The organism is Flavobacterium sp. (assembly GCF_035299245.1).
In the GTDB taxonomy this organism is placed as follows: domain Bacteria; phylum Bacteroidota; class Bacteroidia; order Flavobacteriales; family Flavobacteriaceae; genus Flavobacterium.
Window position 1 is genome coordinate 136,370 of the sequence record NZ_DATGWY010000002.1, and the last position, 17,810, is coordinate 154,179.

Annotated in this window: 15 protein-coding genes; 8 read left to right on the top strand and 7 right to left on the bottom strand. The window is 35.9% G+C overall.

From position 1 onward, the window contains the following. Positions 1–56: 56 nt before the first annotated feature. A protein-coding gene (gene prfB, locus VK161_RS01080) for a peptide chain release factor 2 (RefSeq protein ID WP_324212895.1) occupies positions 57–1,155 on the bottom strand; the annotation gives its coding sequence in 2 pieces (ribosomal slippage) (positions 57–1,091 and positions 1,093–1,155; 1,098 coding nt in all). Positions 1,156–1,325: 170 nt separating this feature from the next. On the opposite strand from prfB, the gene VK161_RS01085 reads away from it, so the two are divergent. Beyond that, a complete protein-coding gene (locus VK161_RS01085) occupies positions 1,326–2,345 on the top strand; it encodes a GntG family PLP-dependent aldolase (protein WP_324212896.1) in 1,020 nt (339 codons plus the stop codon). A gap of 118 nt (positions 2,346–2,463) precedes the next feature. Here the strand turns inward: VK161_RS01085 and VK161_RS01090 are convergent, their stop codons facing one another. Further along, the gene (locus tag VK161_RS01090; protein ID WP_324212897.1) at positions 2,464–2,787 is read right to left on the bottom strand and encodes a YbaB/EbfC family nucleoid-associated protein; all 324 of its coding nucleotides are present in this window, start codon (positions 2,785–2,787) and stop codon (positions 2,464–2,466) included. 68 nt (positions 2,788–2,855) lie between these two features. On the opposite strand from VK161_RS01090, the gene VK161_RS01095 reads away from it, so the two are divergent. Beyond that, on the top strand, positions 2,856–4,985 hold the full coding sequence (locus VK161_RS01095) for a S9 family peptidase (RefSeq protein ID WP_414655407.1): 2,130 nt from the start codon (positions 2,856–2,858) through the stop codon (positions 4,983–4,985). A 74-nt stretch (positions 4,986–5,059) separates the two neighbouring features. After that, complete coding sequence (locus VK161_RS01100) at positions 5,060–6,100, top strand: cysteine synthase family protein (RefSeq protein ID WP_324212898.1); 1,041 nt, start codon at positions 5,060–5,062, stop codon at positions 6,098–6,100. A gap of 93 nt (positions 6,101–6,193) precedes the next feature. Here the strand turns inward: VK161_RS01100 and VK161_RS01105 are convergent, their stop codons facing one another. The 5 genes from VK161_RS01105 to gcvT all read right to left on the bottom strand — a co-directional run bounded on the left by VK161_RS01105 (position 6,194) and on the right by gcvT (position 13,379). Continuing rightward, positions 6,194–8,104 (bottom strand): SPFH domain-containing protein, encoded by a 1,911-nt coding sequence (locus tag VK161_RS01105; RefSeq protein ID WP_324212899.1) that lies wholly within the window; start codon positions 8,102–8,104, stop codon positions 6,194–6,196. A 363-nt stretch (positions 8,105–8,467) separates the two neighbouring features. Then, positions 8,468–9,178, bottom strand: a complete 711-nt coding sequence (locus tag VK161_RS01110) for a YebC/PmpR family DNA-binding transcriptional regulator (RefSeq protein ID WP_324212900.1) — start codon at positions 9,176–9,178, stop codon at positions 8,468–8,470. Between the two features lie 65 nt (positions 9,179–9,243). Next, positions 9,244–10,272, bottom strand: coding sequence for an LIC11966 family surface protein (locus tag VK161_RS01115; protein ID WP_324212901.1), 1,029 nt, complete (start codon positions 10,270–10,272; stop codon positions 9,244–9,246). Next, positions 10,269–12,293, bottom strand: coding sequence for a S41 family peptidase (locus tag VK161_RS01120; RefSeq protein ID WP_324212902.1), 2,025 nt, complete (start codon positions 12,291–12,293; stop codon positions 10,269–10,271). Before VK161_RS01120 ends, VK161_RS01115 begins: the two co-directional genes overlap by 4 nt. A 3-nt stretch (positions 12,294–12,296) precedes the next feature. After that, positions 12,297–13,379 (bottom strand): glycine cleavage system aminomethyltransferase GcvT, encoded by a 1,083-nt coding sequence (gene gcvT, locus VK161_RS01125; protein WP_324212903.1) that lies wholly within the window; start codon positions 13,377–13,379, stop codon positions 12,297–12,299. A 145-nt stretch (positions 13,380–13,524) separates the two neighbouring features. Between gcvT and ruvX the strand changes: the two genes are divergently transcribed. From ruvX to mazG, 5 genes are all read left to right on the top strand, one after another. Further along, positions 13,525–13,941: a Holliday junction resolvase RuvX gene (gene ruvX / locus VK161_RS01130; protein ID WP_324212904.1), complete on the top strand. Its 417-nt coding sequence runs from the start codon at positions 13,525–13,527 to the stop codon at positions 13,939–13,941. A gap of 1 nt (position 13,942) precedes the next feature. Next, the gene (locus VK161_RS01135; protein WP_324212905.1) at positions 13,943–15,442 is read left to right on the top strand and encodes a malate:quinone oxidoreductase; all 1,500 of its coding nucleotides are present in this window, start codon (positions 13,943–13,945) and stop codon (positions 15,440–15,442) included. An 83-nt stretch (positions 15,443–15,525) separates the two neighbouring features. After that, positions 15,526–16,110: a peptide deformylase gene (def, locus tag VK161_RS01140; RefSeq protein ID WP_324212906.1), complete on the top strand. Its 585-nt coding sequence runs from the start codon at positions 15,526–15,528 to the stop codon at positions 16,108–16,110. 125 nt (positions 16,111–16,235) lie between these two features. Beyond that, positions 16,236–16,739 carry a DUF5606 domain-containing protein gene (locus VK161_RS01145; RefSeq protein ID WP_324212907.1) on the top strand — a complete coding sequence of 168 codons (504 nt, stop codon included), beginning with the start codon at positions 16,236–16,238 and terminating at the stop codon, positions 16,737–16,739. A gap of 145 nt (positions 16,740–16,884) precedes the next feature. After that, positions 16,885–17,664, top strand: a complete 780-nt coding sequence (mazG, locus tag VK161_RS01150) for a nucleoside triphosphate pyrophosphohydrolase (protein WP_324212908.1) — start codon at positions 16,885–16,887, stop codon at positions 17,662–17,664. Positions 17,665–17,810 lie beyond the last annotated feature (146 nt).

The window sequence follows — 17,810 nt, forward strand, 5'->3', positions numbered from 1 at the left end:
GAATCCTCGTTGCAAATATAGGATTTAATTATCAATTGTCAATTATCAATTGTCAATTAATTTTCCTCCTTCTGTCCCATCATCATCAAATACGCTTTCAAAAACCCATCGATTTCACCGTTCATAACACCATCCACATCGCTGGTTTCTTTGCCTGTGCGAACGTCTTTGACTAATTTATACGGTTGCATAACGTAATTTCGGATTTGCGAACCCCATTCAATTTTCATTTTTCCCGCTTCGATGTCGTTGCGTTGTTCTTGTTGCTTTTTCAACTCGATTTCGTACAACTGCGATTTCAACATTTGCATCGCACGTTGGCGGTTGTCGTGTTGCGAACGCGTTTCCGAACACTGAATTTGGATTCCTGTAGGTTTGTGTACCAATTGTACTTTAGTTTCTACTTTATTTACGTTTTGTCCACCAGCGCCACTCGAACGAGCAGTGGTAATTTCGATATCGGCTGGATTGATTTCGATTTCAATGGTGTCATCCACCAAAGGATAAACATAAACTGACGCAAATGAAGTATGGCGTTTGGCATTACTGTCAAAAGGGGAAATACGCACCAATCGATGCACTCCGTTTTCTCCTTTTAAATAACCAAAGGCAAAATCTCCTTCAATTTCCAATGTTACCGTTTTGATTCCAGCCACATCGCCTTCTTGAAAGTTCAATTCCTTAATTTTGTAGCCTTGTCGTTCGGCCCACATCAAATACATTCGCATCAGCATCGAAGCCCAATCGCAACTTTCGGTTCCACCAGCTCCAGCCGTAATTTGCAATACGGCACTCAAATTATCACCTTCATCCGATAGCATGTTGCGGAACTCCATATTTTCAATGTGTTCGTTGGCTAAATCGTACTGATGATCGAGTTCTTCTTCGGTGGCATCGCCTTCGCGGAAGAATTCGTACGTAATTTGAAGTTCTTCAGTTAATGAGTTGGCTTTTTCAAAATCTTCTACCCATTTTTTCTTTGAGCGAAGATTACGTACAATGATTTCGGCCTCTTTGGCTTTGTTCCAGAAGTCGGGCGCAAACGTCTTTTCTTCCTCGTTGGCTATTTCAATAAGTTTGGCATCAATGTCAAAGATACCTCCTCAACGCACCAAGACGTTCTACTATACCTTTAATTTGTTCGGTATTTGTCATAAATTAATGTAGTTTTGTGTTTTTATTTGAAGCTGATCCCGCTTTCGCCTTTATCTTTTTATTGCTGGTCACCCTGTGCTTGTCTGAGGGCTTTTCTTTAAAGCAATAAAAAGGATATCGGCTCTATCGGGGCTAGGCTTTACCGCAAAAATAGAACATCTATTCATTATATGGAAATAAATTTAATCAGCGATACGGTTACCAAACCCTCACACGATATGTTGCAGTACATGTTCAATGCCAAAGTAGGCGACGACGTGTTCAAGCAAGACCCAACAGTAAACGAATTTGAAGCCATTGTAGCCGATTTATTCGGAAAGGAAGCAGCGTTGTTTTTTCCAACGGGAACGATGACCAATCAAACGGCGATTAAGTTGCATACGAATCCGGGCGATCAAATTATTTGCGATAAATGGTCGCACATTCATTTGTATGAAGCGGGCGGAGCATCAGCCAATAGTGGTGTGAATTTTAATTTACTGGATGGAATCCGCGGAATGATTACGGCAGAGCAGGTGAGAGCAGGAATCAATGACCCCGAGTTTTATCATGCACCATTGTCGAAACTAGTTTCAGTTGAAAACACAACCAACAAAGGTGGTGGCGCATGTTATGACATGGAAGAATTAAAGAAAATAAAGCAAGTTTGTATAGAAAACAACTTAAAATACCACTTGGATGGAGCGCGTTTGTGGAATGCTTTAGTAGCTAAAAGAGAACATCCAAAACAATACGGCGAGTTGTTTGATACTATATCCGTTTGTTTTTCAAAAGGATTAGGTGCACCGATTGGTTCGGTTTTGGTGGGTGATTCAGAAACGATCAAACGAGCCATTCGCATTCGTAAAATATTTGGTGGTAATATGCGTCAGTCAGGATATTTGGCGGCAGCCGGAATTTTTGCTTTAAAAAACAACATCAGTCGTTTGGCTGAAGATCATCGTCGAGCAAAAGAATTAGGCGCTATTTTACAACAATTACCGTGGATTGAAAAAGTAGAACCCGTAGAAACTAATATTTTGATTTTCAATTTAAAACCGCATTTGGACGAGAAAGCTACTATTGAAAAATTAAAGCAAAAAGGCATTCACATCAGTTCGATGGGACAAGGCAAATTGCGCATTGTCACGCATTTGGATTACAAAGAAGTAATGCATGATTATGTGAAGGAAGCGTTGGTGAAGTTTTAAGAAAAATGACTTTTATAAAAACTTCAAAAATCAAAATTCCAAGTTGAATATTCAGAGTTCAAAAATGATGAATATTGAACAACGATTAACGAATATTGAAGTTTAAATTTCTTTCAATTTACTTAAACATATCCATCCCAGGAATATTAGGCATTCCATCTTTAGCAACAGCTCCGAGTTCGGCTTCGTTAACGTTGGTCGCTTTTTCGATGGCTTTGTTGAGAACAAGAATTAAGTAATCTTCGAGTTGTTCTTTGTCTTCTAAAAGGCTTTCATCGATGTCAATTGACTTTATTTTTCTATTGGCAGTTAAAGTCACTTTTAATAGTCCATCCGAACTTTGCTCATCTACCAAAACGGTGTCCAAACGTTTTTTAGTTTCTTCTATTTTTTGTTGGGTTTCTTTAAGTTTACCCATCATTCCCATTAGGTCTCCAAACATTTTAAGATAGTTTTAATAGTGTTACTTTGCAAAAGTACTATATTGCGTATAAAAAATAAAAATTTGTTATGAAATCTCTTATTTTAATGAGTTCCTGCCTTATTTTTGCAGCCGGAATTTCACAAAACAGTAAACCCAAGATGCAAGCAACTTTACTTCCTCCTGTAGCAAAAAAAAAGCCACATACTATTGAAAAACACGGAAATATCAGAACGGATAATTACTATTGGTTGAACGAGCGAGAAAATCCCGAAGTGATTGATTATTTGAATCAAGAAAACGAATACTATCAGAAAGCTACGGCTCATACCAAAGAATTTCAAGATCAGTTATTTGAAGAAATGAAGTCGAGAATCAAAGAAGATGATGAGTCGGTGCCTTATTTATATAATGGATATTACTACATTACTCGTTATGAAACAGGCAAAGATTATCCCATTTATTCGCGTAAAAAAGGTTCGTTAGAAGCCAAAGAAGAAATTATGTTTGATTGCAACGAAATGGCAAAAGGACATTCGTATTTTCAGTTAGCTGGATTGAGTGTGAGTGAAGACAATAAATGGGTTGCATTTGGAGTCGATTTGGTATCAAGACGACAATATACACTTCAATTTAAAAATTTGGAAACAGGAGAAATTCTGTCTACTAAAATTGAAAACACCACTGGTGGTGCAACCTGGGCAAATGATAACAGAACTGTTTTTTATACTCGAAAAGATAGTGTGACCTTGCGTTCGGATAAAATTTACAAGCATAAATTGGGTTCTGACATCAGTAACGACGAGTTGGTGTATCACGAAAAAGATGAGACGTTCAACACCTACATTTACAAATCAAAATCTAAGAAATACTTAGTAATTGGTTCGAGCAGTACCTTGACATCTGAATATCAATTGTTATTGGCGTCAACTCCCGATGAAAAATTTACTGTTTTTCAAAAAAGAACTCGAGGATTAGAGTACTCTATTTCGCATTATGAAGATAATTTTTACATCGTAACCAATAAAGACAAGGCGACTAATTTCAAATTGATGAAAACTCCAGAAAACAAAACATCAAAGGAGAATTGGGTTGATTTGATTCCGCACAGGGACGATGTTTTATTAGAAGATATCGACGTTTTTAAAGATTATTTGGTGGTTTCAGAACGTTCTAATGGCTTGAATAAAATCAGAATCATGCCGTGGAAAGGCGAGGAGTATTATTTGCCTTTTGAAATCGAAACGTATACTTGCTATACAACAACCAACATCGACTTTGATACTGAAATTTTACGTTACGGCTACCAATCAATGGCAACACCAGCATCGGTAATCGATTTTAATATGCGTACTAAAACTAAAACGGTTTTGAAAGAGCAAGCGGTTTTAGGCGGAAAATTTGATAAAAATAATTACGAGGAAAAACGCATTTGGGCTACAGCCAAAGACGGTACAAAAGTTCCTATTTCGATAGTGTATCGAAAAGGAATCAAAAAAGACGGTAAAAATCCGTTCTTATTAAATTCATATGGTTCGTATGGTTATTCAATGGATCCAGGTTTTAGTTCTACTCGATTGAGTTTGTTGGATCGAGGCTTTATTTTTGGCATCGCACACATTCGCGGAGGAGAAGATCTAGGCAGACAATGGTACGAAGACGGAAAATTATTAAAAAAGAAAAACACATTCACTGATTTTATTGACTGTTCTGAATTTCTAATTGCTGAGAAGTATACTTCAAACGATTATTTATTTGCAGAAGGCGGTTCGGCCGGCGGATTGTTGATGGGTGCAGTAATCAATATGGCTCCGCAATTGTACAAAGGCGTGATTGCTCAAGTACCATTTGTCGACGTGGTAACTACAATGTTAGATGATACAATTCCACTTACAACAGGAGAATACGATGAATGGGGAAATCCTAATGATAAAAAATACTACGATTATATGTTGTCGTATTCACCTTATGATAATGTAAAAGCACAAGAGTATCCTAACTTATATGTTTCAACTGGTTTGCACGATTCGCAAGTACAGTATTGGGAACCAGCTAAATGGGTTGCCAAATTGCGTGAAATGAAAACCAATAATAATCAGCTTTTTCTGGATACCAATATGGATACGGGACACGGCGGAGCTTCGGGAAGATTTGAAGCTCTGAAGGAATTGGCTAAAGAATTCACTTTTTTGTTAGATTTAGTTGGAATACGAAAATAGTTTAAAAATTTTTATTAAATTTGCAAGGTTTTGAGGTAGCATTTTTTATATTTACCTTGACTAATATTTTTTTTATGAAAGAAGAAATAAAAGCCTTTAATAATGTGTTAGAATTAATAGGAAACACACCACTTATTAAGCTTAATGCAATAACAGACGGATTAGAAGGAAATTTTTATGCTAAAGTAGAAGCTTTTAATCCTGGCCATTCAACCAAGGACAGAATTGCTCTTTACATCATTGAAGAAGCCGAAAAGAAAGGAATTTTAACTCCAGGTGACACCATAATCGAAACTACTTCAGGTAATACTGGTTTCAGTTTAGCCATGGTCAGTATCATTAAAGGATATAACTGTATCTTAGCAGTTAGTTCAAAATCTTCTAAAGATAAAATAGATATGTTGAGAAGTATGGGTGCTAAAGTTTATGTTTGCCCAGCTCACGTTTCAGCAGACGACGAACGTTCTTATTACAATGTAGCCAAACGCTTACACGAAGAAACTAAAGGTTCAGTATACATCAATCAGTATTTCAACGAATTGAATATTGATGCCCACTACAAAACAACTGGTCCAGAAATTTGGGAACAAACTCAAGGTAAAATTACTCACTTAGTGGCGTGTAGCGGAACCGGAGGAACTATTTCGGGAACAGCAAAATTCTTAAAAGAACAAAATCCAAATATTAAAATTTTAGGCGTAGATGCTTTTGGTTCAGTATTGAAGAAATACCACGAAACCAAAGAATTTGATGCTGAAGAAATTTACCCTTATCGTATAGAAGGTTTAGGAAAAAATTTGATTCCGACTGCGACTGATTTTGACATTATCGATAAGTTCATCAAAGTAACCGATGAAGAAAGTGCTCACACAACAAGAGAAATCGCCAAAAAGGAAGGCTTGTTTGTAGGATATACTTCTGGAGCGGTAATGCAAGCCATAAAACAATTTTCTGAAGAAGGTGAATTTGATGCTAACAGTAATGTTGTCGCTATTTTCCCAGATCACGGTTCGCGTTACATGAGCAAAGTATTCAGTGATGATTGGATGAATGAACAAGGTTTCTTTGATAGCGTAAATGCTGAAGAAGCACAGAAGATTGAATTTATTAAATAAGATTTTAGGATTGTAAGATTGTAAGACTTTACGATTATAGATATAAAAAACTCCGAGTGATTGCTCGGAGTTTTTCTTTGTAATCAACTGAATTTATTCTTTGTTTGGTTCAGTAGTTTCATTTTTGGTATTTATCATTTCCATCAATTTCATTCCCAACAAACCACTGATTCCGCCCTCAGAACCATTGGTTCCGGTAATTAATACATCTGGAATCACTTTAATATTTCCTTTACCAATTTCTTCGGTAATTTTATACTTGGTGAAGTTGTCTCCACCCATAGCCGAAACTTGCAATTCATACGCTTCAGCGGTCGATTTACCAATGGCCATGATTTTCTCTGCTTCCGCTAAACCTGTTTTAGATATCTTTTCTGCTTCTGCGCTGGCATTTAAACGTGTTGCTTCAGCTTGTGCTCCAGCTCTTGCTTTGGTAGCTTCTGCTTCTGCTTGTGCACGCATTTTGGTTGCTTCAGCTTCCGCATTCACATTCAATTTCAAACTGGTAGCATCACCTTCTGCTTTTTTAACTGTAGCGTCGGCTGTACGTTGCGCAATTTCAACACTTTGTGAAGCTTTCACTATCTCTTTTTGCATATCGGCAATAGCAGTCTCTTTTTCTACACCTTGACGTTGTTCTTGCGCCATTTTTTGCGTTTGATAGGTTTTTTGCTCTTCTTCAGCAATTTTTCTATCAGTTAACGTTTTCATTAACGATTCGGGTGGTGTAATATCACCAATTAAAGTATCAACGGCGTTCACATTGTATTCATCTAAAACTGTTTTAATGTGATTTTTGGCAGATTCCTGACGCTCTTTACGGGTACTTAAGAACGATATCACATCACTATCTTGAGCCGAGTTTCTAAAATAGTTTCCAATGGTTGGTTCTAACACTTGAGAAACTAAGTTGTTCATACTTCCAAAACGCGCAATAACTTTAGGTGCTTCGTTGGCTGGAACGTGTATAATTTGAGAAACATCCAAATTAAAAGGGAAACCATCTTTAGAACGAACGGTGATCGTGGAAAGGTTTTTATCCAAATTATGTGATTCGCTTCTCGCATTAGCCCAATTTAATACTAAGTTAGTTGTTGGAACCAACTCCAGTTTAGTGGAATACTTGTTCAAAGCATATTTCCCCGGTCCAAACGGTTCCATCCAAACACCGCGTTGTCCTTTTGAAACGATATTTCCGTGTTTGAAGGTTTCACCAGTAACGTCTTGTCCATCTTCACCAATGTATGAAATAACGACTCCAACATGTCCGATGGGAACTTCTGTCATTGGGTTTTGCTCCAATTGAATTGCCCATGGATTGATGTAATACGAGCCTGCTAAAATTACCTGTGGTTGTAATCCGCGATTACCACCATTAGTTAAAAAGGTATCAAAATCTTGAAAGTTATTATGACCATCAATGAATTTACCTGCAATTTGACCTTGTGGAATCGGTTCACCATCCAAAGCGGTAACAATTCCGACCATGTTTTCATAGATTTTTACTTGGTCTACAATCACAATTTCAAATAAGAATGTATTAATACGGTACGATCCACTGGTGATGAACGCCGTTTGTCTTCCTTTTTGTCCACCATTATTTAAAAAATCAATGGCATTTTGATAATTGTCGGATTCAACTTTTCGGGCCAAAATACGTCCAGTCGGAATTTCTTGTCCGTCTTTGCTCAACACCAATCCGATTTTTCCTTCGGGTATGATGGTAAACGGAGTCATTTCAACCGAATACTGCCAAATCCATTTGGTCCAATACAATCCTGGAGCCAAGGTTTGAGCTTGAAAACCTGATTCACCTTTAGTGGCTATAATTCGCCCATCAGGTAAAGATTTGTCTGCTCCAAACAAAACGAATTTTTTGGTGACTAATCCAATTTTATCTTCGGGAACGATTACCATACCGAAGAAAACGCGCAATACAAATTTGTAAAGGATAATACACAGCGCTAAAGGTATTATCCACATTAGAGTAGAAATTGTTGTCATTGTAAATGAAATTAAACTGTTAATAAATTAAAATTGAAACAATACAAGTCCGCAGAAAAAGAAGATTTCTTTTTTCCGTTAGTAAATTCAAGAAAGTAGTATTAGATGAATTACGGGAAGTTGGTTAACACCTCTGTGTCATTTTTTGTGTACTTGTTTGTTGATAACAGTAATTATACGACGGGCAAAATAGAAAGTTACAGATTTTATTAAAAATATTTTAGCTATCAATTCAATGTGCTGATTGATAGTGAAATAAAAAATCCGTTCTGTTTTCACAAAACGGATTTATATCTATCTAAAATCTAAAATCTCTTACAATCTTACTGTCTTACAATCTAGCATTCTAAGCAGTCTAACAATCTATTCCTGCATGGTATGATACACGTTCATCACGTCGTCATCTTCTTCAATTTTTTCAAGTAATTTTTCTACGTCGGCCACTTGTTCTGGAGTCAATTCTTTGGTAATTTGAGGAATGCGTTCAAAACCCGAAGATAAGATTTCTAAACCTCTGTTTTCCAATTCTTTTTGAATGGCTCCAAAACTTTCAAATGGAGCATACATGATGATTCCGTCGTCATCGGCAAAAATTTCTTCCACACCAAAATCAATCATTTCTAATTCTAGTTCTTCTACGTCTTGGCCTTCGGCTGGAATTCTGAAATTACAAGTATGATCAAACATAAATTCAACAGAGCCTTGTGTACCCATTGTTCCGTTGCATTTATTGAAATAACTTCTGATGTTGGCAACTGTACGGTTGTTATTATCTGTCGCGGTTTCAATTAAAATAGCAATTCCGTGTGGAGCATATCCTTCGAATAGAACTTCTTTGAAGTTGGCTGTATCTTTATCCGATGCTTTTTTAATTGCGCGTTCAACGTTATCTTTTGGCATGTTTGCTGCCTTGGCATTTTGTATAACAGCTCTTAAACGCGAATTTGTCTCTGCGTTTGGTCCGCCTTCTTTAACGGCCATTACAATGTCTTTTCCAATACGAGTAAACGTTTTCGCCATTGCTGACCAACGTTTCATTTTTCGTGCTTTTCTAAATTCAAATGCTCTTCCCATTTCGTGTAGGTATTCGATTATTTTTTTGCAAAAGTAAAACTATTATGATGTTTTCCAAAACCTTTTTAATCTTGTGGTACATGTCGCGCAATAAAGTCGTCTGCAGCACCATTCCAAGCGTTAATAGTATTGGTTCTATCTTGAAAATTCGAACTGGATAATTTGTTGTAATTGGCAATTTCTTTGTTAACTTGTTTCACCATAGAATTGTAATTATCCACTTCTTCTTTGGTTCTGTCATTCTCTGATTTGGCTTCTAATGTTTTCTTAGCATTTTCGAATTTATCATAAAACATCAAATAGGCTACTACTTTTGGAGTGTACTCTTCGGCCACATTTTTGTAATACAACAATGTTTTTTTCGTTTCATCAAGTAAAGAAGCATCGTTTTTGTACTTTGAGAGCGTTTTGATTTTCTCTAAACCTTCATCGGCATATTTACCAAGTGAAGAAGCATTTTGTTCAATAGCTACTAAGTCTTTACTTTCAATAGCTTTGGATAAATTAAAATCGGTAATATTCACTTTAAAGAAAATCAAGTACAAAACAGAGTGATAATCAAAAACTTCATTAGAAATTTTGATTTTTTTCCCCAATTCAGATTCTTCATCTGTAAGCGTAATGTTGTATTTCTGAGCAAATTCACTTTGGGCTAATTTTACTTTTTCCATCTCATCATCCAACTTTTTATTCACCAAATCACGAGTCATGATGTACGCTTCCATGAAATCATACGATTGTTGAGCTACTTCTTGCATGTCGATGATTTTACTGTATTCTTCGTTGATGTTTTTTTCGGCAAAATACAGGTAATTTAATACTTTGTCTCTGAATTCAACATCGCCTTTGTAGCCGTTTTTCAAGGCTTCAATTTTTTTGCTGGCTACTTGAATGCTTTTAACTAATTGCTTTCGAGTTGCTTCTATTCGGCGTGCACTGGTTGAGTGAGCAACAGCCGAAGTATACTTCCAGGTGCTTCGTGCGATGGCTTGTTGTTCTTTACCTAAATAACTTAAATAATCAACAGGAGTTTTAAAATCTTGCGCAACCAAATTTAGTGTTGCCATCAAAAATAGGAGAATACATTTTTTCATGGTTTATCTTTTAAATCGTGAATAATATTTAAGGCTTCTACAATATGAATGTTTTGCTTAATTGCTTTTATTTTTTCGATGTTACTGCTTTTTAAATACTCATCAAACTGTTGGTATTCTTCATTCATTGTGCTATTTACCACATGAATTGGATATTCTTTTTTACTAAAATCAGTTATTTCTTTCCAAAGTTGATTCACTTTATTCACTTCTTCAAATACGTTTTTGAATTGAAGTAAAATTGGAGTTAAGTCGTTGTTGAATAAAGTATTAATTTTTGTATTCAAATCGCTGATGGCTTTTACGGATGGATTATCTTTTAATCGGTTGATGCTTTTCTCGATGGCCATTGCATTTTGATTACTCTCTACTTGATATTTTACTTTTGATTCGATAACTTCATTGGGTAATGCAGTCAAATTGTCTTTTTCTCGTGGCATCTGCTCGTTAAAAAGTGTCGGAATTTCTACATTGGGTGTAATTCCGATAGTTTGATTACTTTGACCTGTTATTCTGTAAAATTTTTCAATGGTAATTTTTATAAATTCTGTAGGTTCTTTGCCCTCGGTGAGTGGAAAAATACGTTGCATTGATGCTTTTCCATGCGATTGATTTCCGATTACGATTCCGCGATTGTAATCCTGAATCGCATTCGTAAAAAATTCACTAGCCGAAGCCGAATTTCCGTTGATTAACACTACAATTGGACCAGAATAAACAGTACCACGATTGTAATCTTTTACAACTTCTTTTTTGCCAAAACTATTGTGTAATAAAGCAATCGGACCAATATCAATAAACATTCCGGTCATGCGAACCGCTTCGTCCATTGAACCACCACCATTGTCTTCCAAATCTAAAATCAAGCCTTCAATTTTGTCTTCTTTTAGTTTGTACAATTCTTTTACCACATCGTCACTTACATTGGTAGTTCCGTCTTCAAAAGTCGAATAAAAACTCGGAATTTTGATGTAACCAATTTTGAGGCTGTCTTTTTGTAAAACATAGCTGTACACATTATTTTGGTAATCTTTCATTACTTTTTTGACCAACTTTACTGTGACAATTTCACCTGTTTTCTTTCGAACGGTGAAATCGGCTTTTTTAAATTTATCGGAAGTAAAAATTTCTTCAATTTTTTTCAAAGAAGAACAGGCCACTCGATATTCGGTATTGTCGGAAGCAATTTTGGTTATTACATCGCCTGAACTTATTTTTTGAGTAGAATAAGCCGAACTACCCGGAATAATGTCTTCAATTACTATTTCATTACTTTCATTTAAGGATACATAAAATCCGAATGTTAAGTTACTTGAACTCACACCCGACAAAAAGGAGTAGCGATCACTTTGCGACAAATACATGGTGTGTGGATCAAAATAGCGGCAAAAAACATTATAAAAAACCGAGTAAAATTCGGCTTTAGACAATCGATACGATTCGGTTTTACATTTGTAGGATTCTAAAACTTTGTCTTTCGAAATCGGAGCAATCTTATCAAAATTCTGAATTAAAGAGTCTCTGTTTTTACTGATTTCAGAAATGTCCTTTAAAACATGAAATAGAATGCTTTTTTGAAAGATTTTGTTCTGTTCGGCTTCGTCTTTTGGATACGGAAAATTCTCTTTCGAAAACTGAATGGTGTCGTTTCGCTTGTAGGCAAAAGGCGAACTTATTATTCCATCAATTATTTTTTCATAACGATTGACGGCGTTAGTATAGGAGGCATAATATTCATCAAGAAAAGCACAGTTTTTTTCATTCAAATAATCATCAATCTTGAACTTGTGTTTGCTCAGTTGATCAATTTCGGGTTGAATAAACAAACGCGAATCTTCGTCTAATTTTAATAGAAAAACACGATGTACATACGCCGACAAACTATCATCAATCGGTTTGCTTTTGTAATGTTGGTATTTAATTAATTTTTCTATTCGTCCCAACGTTTCACACGGATTCGAATCACTTTGAGAAAAAGCAATACTTGAAACGAACAACAGAAGATACAAATATAATCTCACAAATTATTTTTTATAAAATGGCATTTTAACCACTTTAGCGGCAACTTTATTATTTCTGATTTGAATGTAAATTTCAGAATCAACTGCTGCAAATTCGGTTTTTACATAACCCATTCCAATTCCTTTACCCAAAGAAGGTGCCATAGTTCCCGAAGTTACAATTCCGATGTTATTTCCATCAGCATCGACAATTTCGTAATCATGACGCGGAATTCCTCTTTCTGTCAGCTCAAAACCAACTAATTTTTTGGTAACTCCAGCTTCTTTTTGTTTTTTCAAGTTTTCTGAATTGACAAAATCTTTGGTGAATTTAGTAATCCAACCCAAACCGGCTTCTAATGGCGAAGTAGTATCGTTAATGTCGTTTCCGTACAAACAAAAACCCATTTCCAAACGCAACGTATCGCGCGCAGCCAAGCCAATAGGTTTGATTCCGAATGCAGCACCGGCTTCAAAAACTTTATTCCACACTTGTTCAACTTCGCTATTTTTACAGTAAATCTCAAATCCACCCGAACCAGTGTAACCAGTTGCAGATATAATTACATGTTTAATTCCAGCAAAATCGGCTACTTCAAAATGGTAATACTTGATAGCAGATAAGTCAATTGAAGTTAATGATTGCATCGCTTCAACCGCTTTTGGACCTTGAATGGCCAACAACGAATAATCATCAGAAAGATTTTTCATTTCAACTCCCAAATCATTGTGCGACGAGATCCAATCCCAATCTTTATCAATATTAGAAGCATTTACAACTAATAAATACTGCTCTTCTTTTACACGATACACAATTAAATCATCTACAATTCCGCCTTCATTATTAGGTAAACACGAATATTGCGCTTTTCCGATTTCTAAAACCGAAGCATCATTAGAAGTTACTTTTTGGATTAAAGCCAATGCATTTTCACCCGTTAACAAAAACTCTCCCATGTGTGAAACATCGAAAACACCCACGCCATTTCTAACGGTTTCGTGTTCGGCATTTACTCCTTCGTATTGAACTGGCATATTGTAACCAGCAAATGGAACCATTTTTGCTCCTAAACTTTCATGAATGTGCGATAAAGCAGTATTTTTCATTTGGATTTGATATAAAATTAAAGTCGCTAATTTATTTAAAAATTCCCGATGGAGAATGACTTTTGACTAAAATTTTATTCTTTATTTTAGATGAATTTCAGCAACTCACATTTGATTAATTCTCTACCTTTGTAAAAAAGAAAGTATGGCACGAATTTTAGCTATCGATTACGGAATAAAGCGCACCGGAATTGCGGTCACCGATGAATTGCAAATTATTGCTTCGGGTTTGACAACGATTCCTTCTGAAACTGCAATTGCTTTTTTGAACGACTATTTTTCAAAAGAAAACGTAGCTAAAGTACTTATAGGTGAGCCGAAACAAATGAACGGACAACCTTCTGAAAGTGCCGAAATAATTGAGAAGTTTGTGACCAAGTTCCAACAAGAATTTCCCGATATGAAAGTGGAACGCGCCGACGAGCGATTTACTTCCAAAATGGCATTTCAAACCATGATTGATAGCGGATTGAAAAAGAAACAACGTCAAAATAAAGCATTGATTGATGAAATTGCGGCCACCATTATGTTACAAGATTATTTAAGCCGAAAAATGTTTTAAAATGGAAGATTCAAAGCAACATCCAGACGTCATTTTAATTGGCGCCGGAATCATGAGTGCAACGTTGGGTGTATTATTGAAAGAACTCAATCCGAAGCTAAAAATTGAATTATACGAACGATTGGATCAACCCGCACAAGAAAGTTCAGATGCGTGGAATAACGCTGGAACAGGTCACTCTGCTTATTGTGAACTCAATTATACTCCTCAAAATTCAGACGGAACTATCGATACCAAAAAAGCCATTAAAATTGCCGAAAGTTATGAAGTAACGCGACAATTTTGGAGTTATTTGGTGGCCAATGAAAAACTCCCGAATCCAGAAACATTCATTCATCGCATTCCGCATTTGAGTGTTGTTTTTGGGGAAGAAAATGTAACTTTTTTAAAAAAGCGATTTGAAGCATTACAACAACATTCGTTATTTTCTGAAATGCAATTTTCCACAAATAAAGAACAATTGCAATCGTGGATGCCATTAGTGATGCAAAATAGGAGTGGAGATCAAGTTGCCGCTACTTTTATGGAAGATGGAACCGACGTCAATTTTGGCGCATTGACCAAAAGTTTACTTGACTATCTTGTTAAACAAGAAGGAGTTGCTGTTTTTTACAATCACGAAGTTCAAAAATTAAAACAAAAAGAGGACGGAGTTTGGCGTTTGAAAATCAATAATAAAATTACCGATGAAAAGGTAAAAACGAGAGCAAAATTTGTTTTTATTGGCGCTGGCGGAGCTTCGTTATTATTGTTGGATAAAGCCGACATCAAAGAAGGCGATGGTTTTGGCGGGTTTCCAGTTAGCGGACAATGGCTGAAATGTACCAATGAAGCTATTATTAATCAGCATCAAGCGAAAGTATATGGGAAAGCGAGCGTAGGTTCGCCACCCATGTCGGTTCCGCATTTGGATACACGCATTATCAATGGTAAAAAAGAATTATTATTCGGACCATTTGCTGGTTTTTCGACCAAATTTTTAAAAAATGGTTCGTATTTGGACTTGATAAAATCAATCGAATTTGACAATATAAAACCGATGCTGTATGCAGGTTGGAACAACATTCCACTTACAAAATATCTTATCGAACAAGTCATGCAATCTCAAGAGAAACGCATTGAAGCGTTGAAAGAATATTTCCCAGGAGCAAAATCGGAAGATTGGATTTTATTAGAAGCGGGACAACGCGTACAAGTGATTAAGAAAGATGAAAAAGAAGGCGGAATTTTGGAATTTGGAACTGAAATTATTCACTCTGAAGACGGAAGTTTAGCGTGTTTATTAGGAGCATCGCCGGGAGCATCAACAGCAGTTTCTATAATGTTAGAAGTAATAAATAGTTGTTTTGGTAACGATATGAAAGAAGCCAATTGGCAAGACAAACTCAAAGAAATGATTCCGTCGTATGGGCAATCGCTCAATACAAATGCTGATTTATGTAAAGAAGTTAGAACTAATGTTCAAAAAATCTTACGTCTGAATGCGCAAGCAACGCGTTAATTTTATCTAAACAACATTCATCAAACTTACAACTATTTCTTTTTTTGATTACTTTTGCCCAATAATTACAGAATTTCACAAAAATGATACTACCTATTTACGGTTACGGAGAAGCCGTTTTACGAAAAGTGGCCGAAGATATTACGCCAGAATATCCTAATTTAAAGGAATTGATCGCAAATATGTACGATACGATGTATAACGCTTATGGTTTGGGATTGGCAGCTCCGCAAATTGGTTTACCGATTCGTTTGTTTATTCTCGATACCGAACCGTTAAGTGATAGTGAAGACTTAACGCCAGCAGAAGCCGAGCAATTGAAAAACTTTAAGGAAGTATTCATCAACGCTAAAATGCTGAAAGAAGAAGGTGAAGAATGGGCTTTCAACGAAGGTTGTTTGAGTATTCCAGAAGTTCGAGAAGATGTATACCGTCACGAGCAAATTACGATTGAATACTACGACGAGAATTTCAACAAAAAAACAGCTACTTACAATGGTTTGATTGCTCGCGTAATTCAACATGAATACGATCATATTGAAGGTATTTTGTTTACCGACAAAATTGCTCTTTTGAAAAAAACATTGATCAAAAAGAAACTTCAAAATATTATGGAAGGCAAATTTCGTCCTGATTACCGAATGAAGTTAGCTAATTTGAAAAAATAGTGATTAGTGAAAAGTAAATAGTGAAGAGTAAGAAAGTTCTTCGGAAGATTTATTTGGAATTTGTTATTTGCTTTTTGGAATTTAAAATCTATATATTTGCCACCGCTTAAAAACAATTTTTAGAAATGAATGTAGAAAAAATATTAGCCATTTCTGGGAAACCAGGATTATACGAATTGAAATTACAAACGCGTTCGGGTTTTGTGGCCGAGTCGTTATTAGATGGAAAAAAGATTACTGTTGGAATGAGAAGTAACGTGAGTTTATTGTCTGAAATTTCAATGTACACTCACAGCGAAGAAAAGCCATTAGCCGAAATCATGCGTGCGATTGCTGTAAAAGAAAATGAAGGTCCGGCGATTTCTCACAAAGAAGACAATGCCGCTTTAATTACTTATTTTGCCGGAATTGTTCCTGATTATGATGAAGATAGAGTATATCCTTCTGATATTAAAAAAGTTATCAATTGGTATAATATTTTGCAAGCCAAAGGTTTAGTTTCAAAAGAAGAACCAAAAGTAGCCAATGCTGAAGCTATTAAAGAAGAAGTAGTGGAAGAAGTAAAAAAAGAGGCTAAAAAAGAAACCAAAAAAGATACAAAGGAAAAGACTCCAAAAACTAAAAAATAGTTAATTTCTTTTTCATAACTATACATCCTGTTACTGCATTGTAGTGACAGGATTTTTTATTTTTACGAGTGAGAAGAAAGTCCGCTGCTCTGAAAGAAAAAATACTCAGCAACTCAGATTCTCAGTAACTCAGCAACTCAAAAAGATGAATTCCCGCCAAGACCAACTCAATGCTTTCAATCGCTTATTGGATATTATGGACGATTTGCGTGCTCAATGTCCGTGGGACAAAAAGCAAACACTCGAAAGTTTACGTCATTTAACCATTGAAGAAACCTACGAACTGGGTGATGCCATTCTGAATAACGATTTACAAGAAATCAAAAAAGAGTTAGGCGATTTACTCTTGCACATTGTTTTTTATGCCAAAATAGGAAGTGAAACCAACGATTTCGATATGGCCGATGTGGCCAACGAAATTTGTGATAAACTCATTCATCGTCATCCGCATATTTATGGAGATGTGGTCGTGGCTGATGAAGAAGAAGTAAAACAAAACTGGGAAAAACTCAAATTAAAAGAAGGTAAAAAATCGGTTTTAGAAGGGGTTCCTAAAGGATTGCCAGCATTAGTTAAAGCAAGTCGCATTCAAGATAAAGTAAAAGGAGTCGGATTTGATTGGGAAGAACCACATCAGGTTTGGGACAAAGTTCAGGAAGAATTGAACGAACTCCAAACCGAAGTCAATGCAGGAAATCAAGACAAAATAGAAGCAGAGTTTGGCGATGTGCTATTTTCAATGATCAATTACGCTCGGTTTTTGAAAGTCAATCCCGAAGATGCTTTAGAACGCACCAACAAAAAATTCATCAAACGTTTTCAATATTTAGAAAGTAAAGCAAGCTCACTCGGAAAACCTCTAGCCGATATGACTTTAGCAGAGATGGATGTTTTTTGGGAAGAAGCGAAGAGGCTTCCCAAATAAACAGTAATCAGAAAATCTTTGATTTTCAGTTATTAAAATTTGGGAAGAAGCGAAGCGGCTTCCCAAATAAACAGTAATCAGAAAATCTTTGATTTTCAGTTATTAAAATTTGGGAAGAAGCGAAGAAGTTGTGATTGATTGTAAAC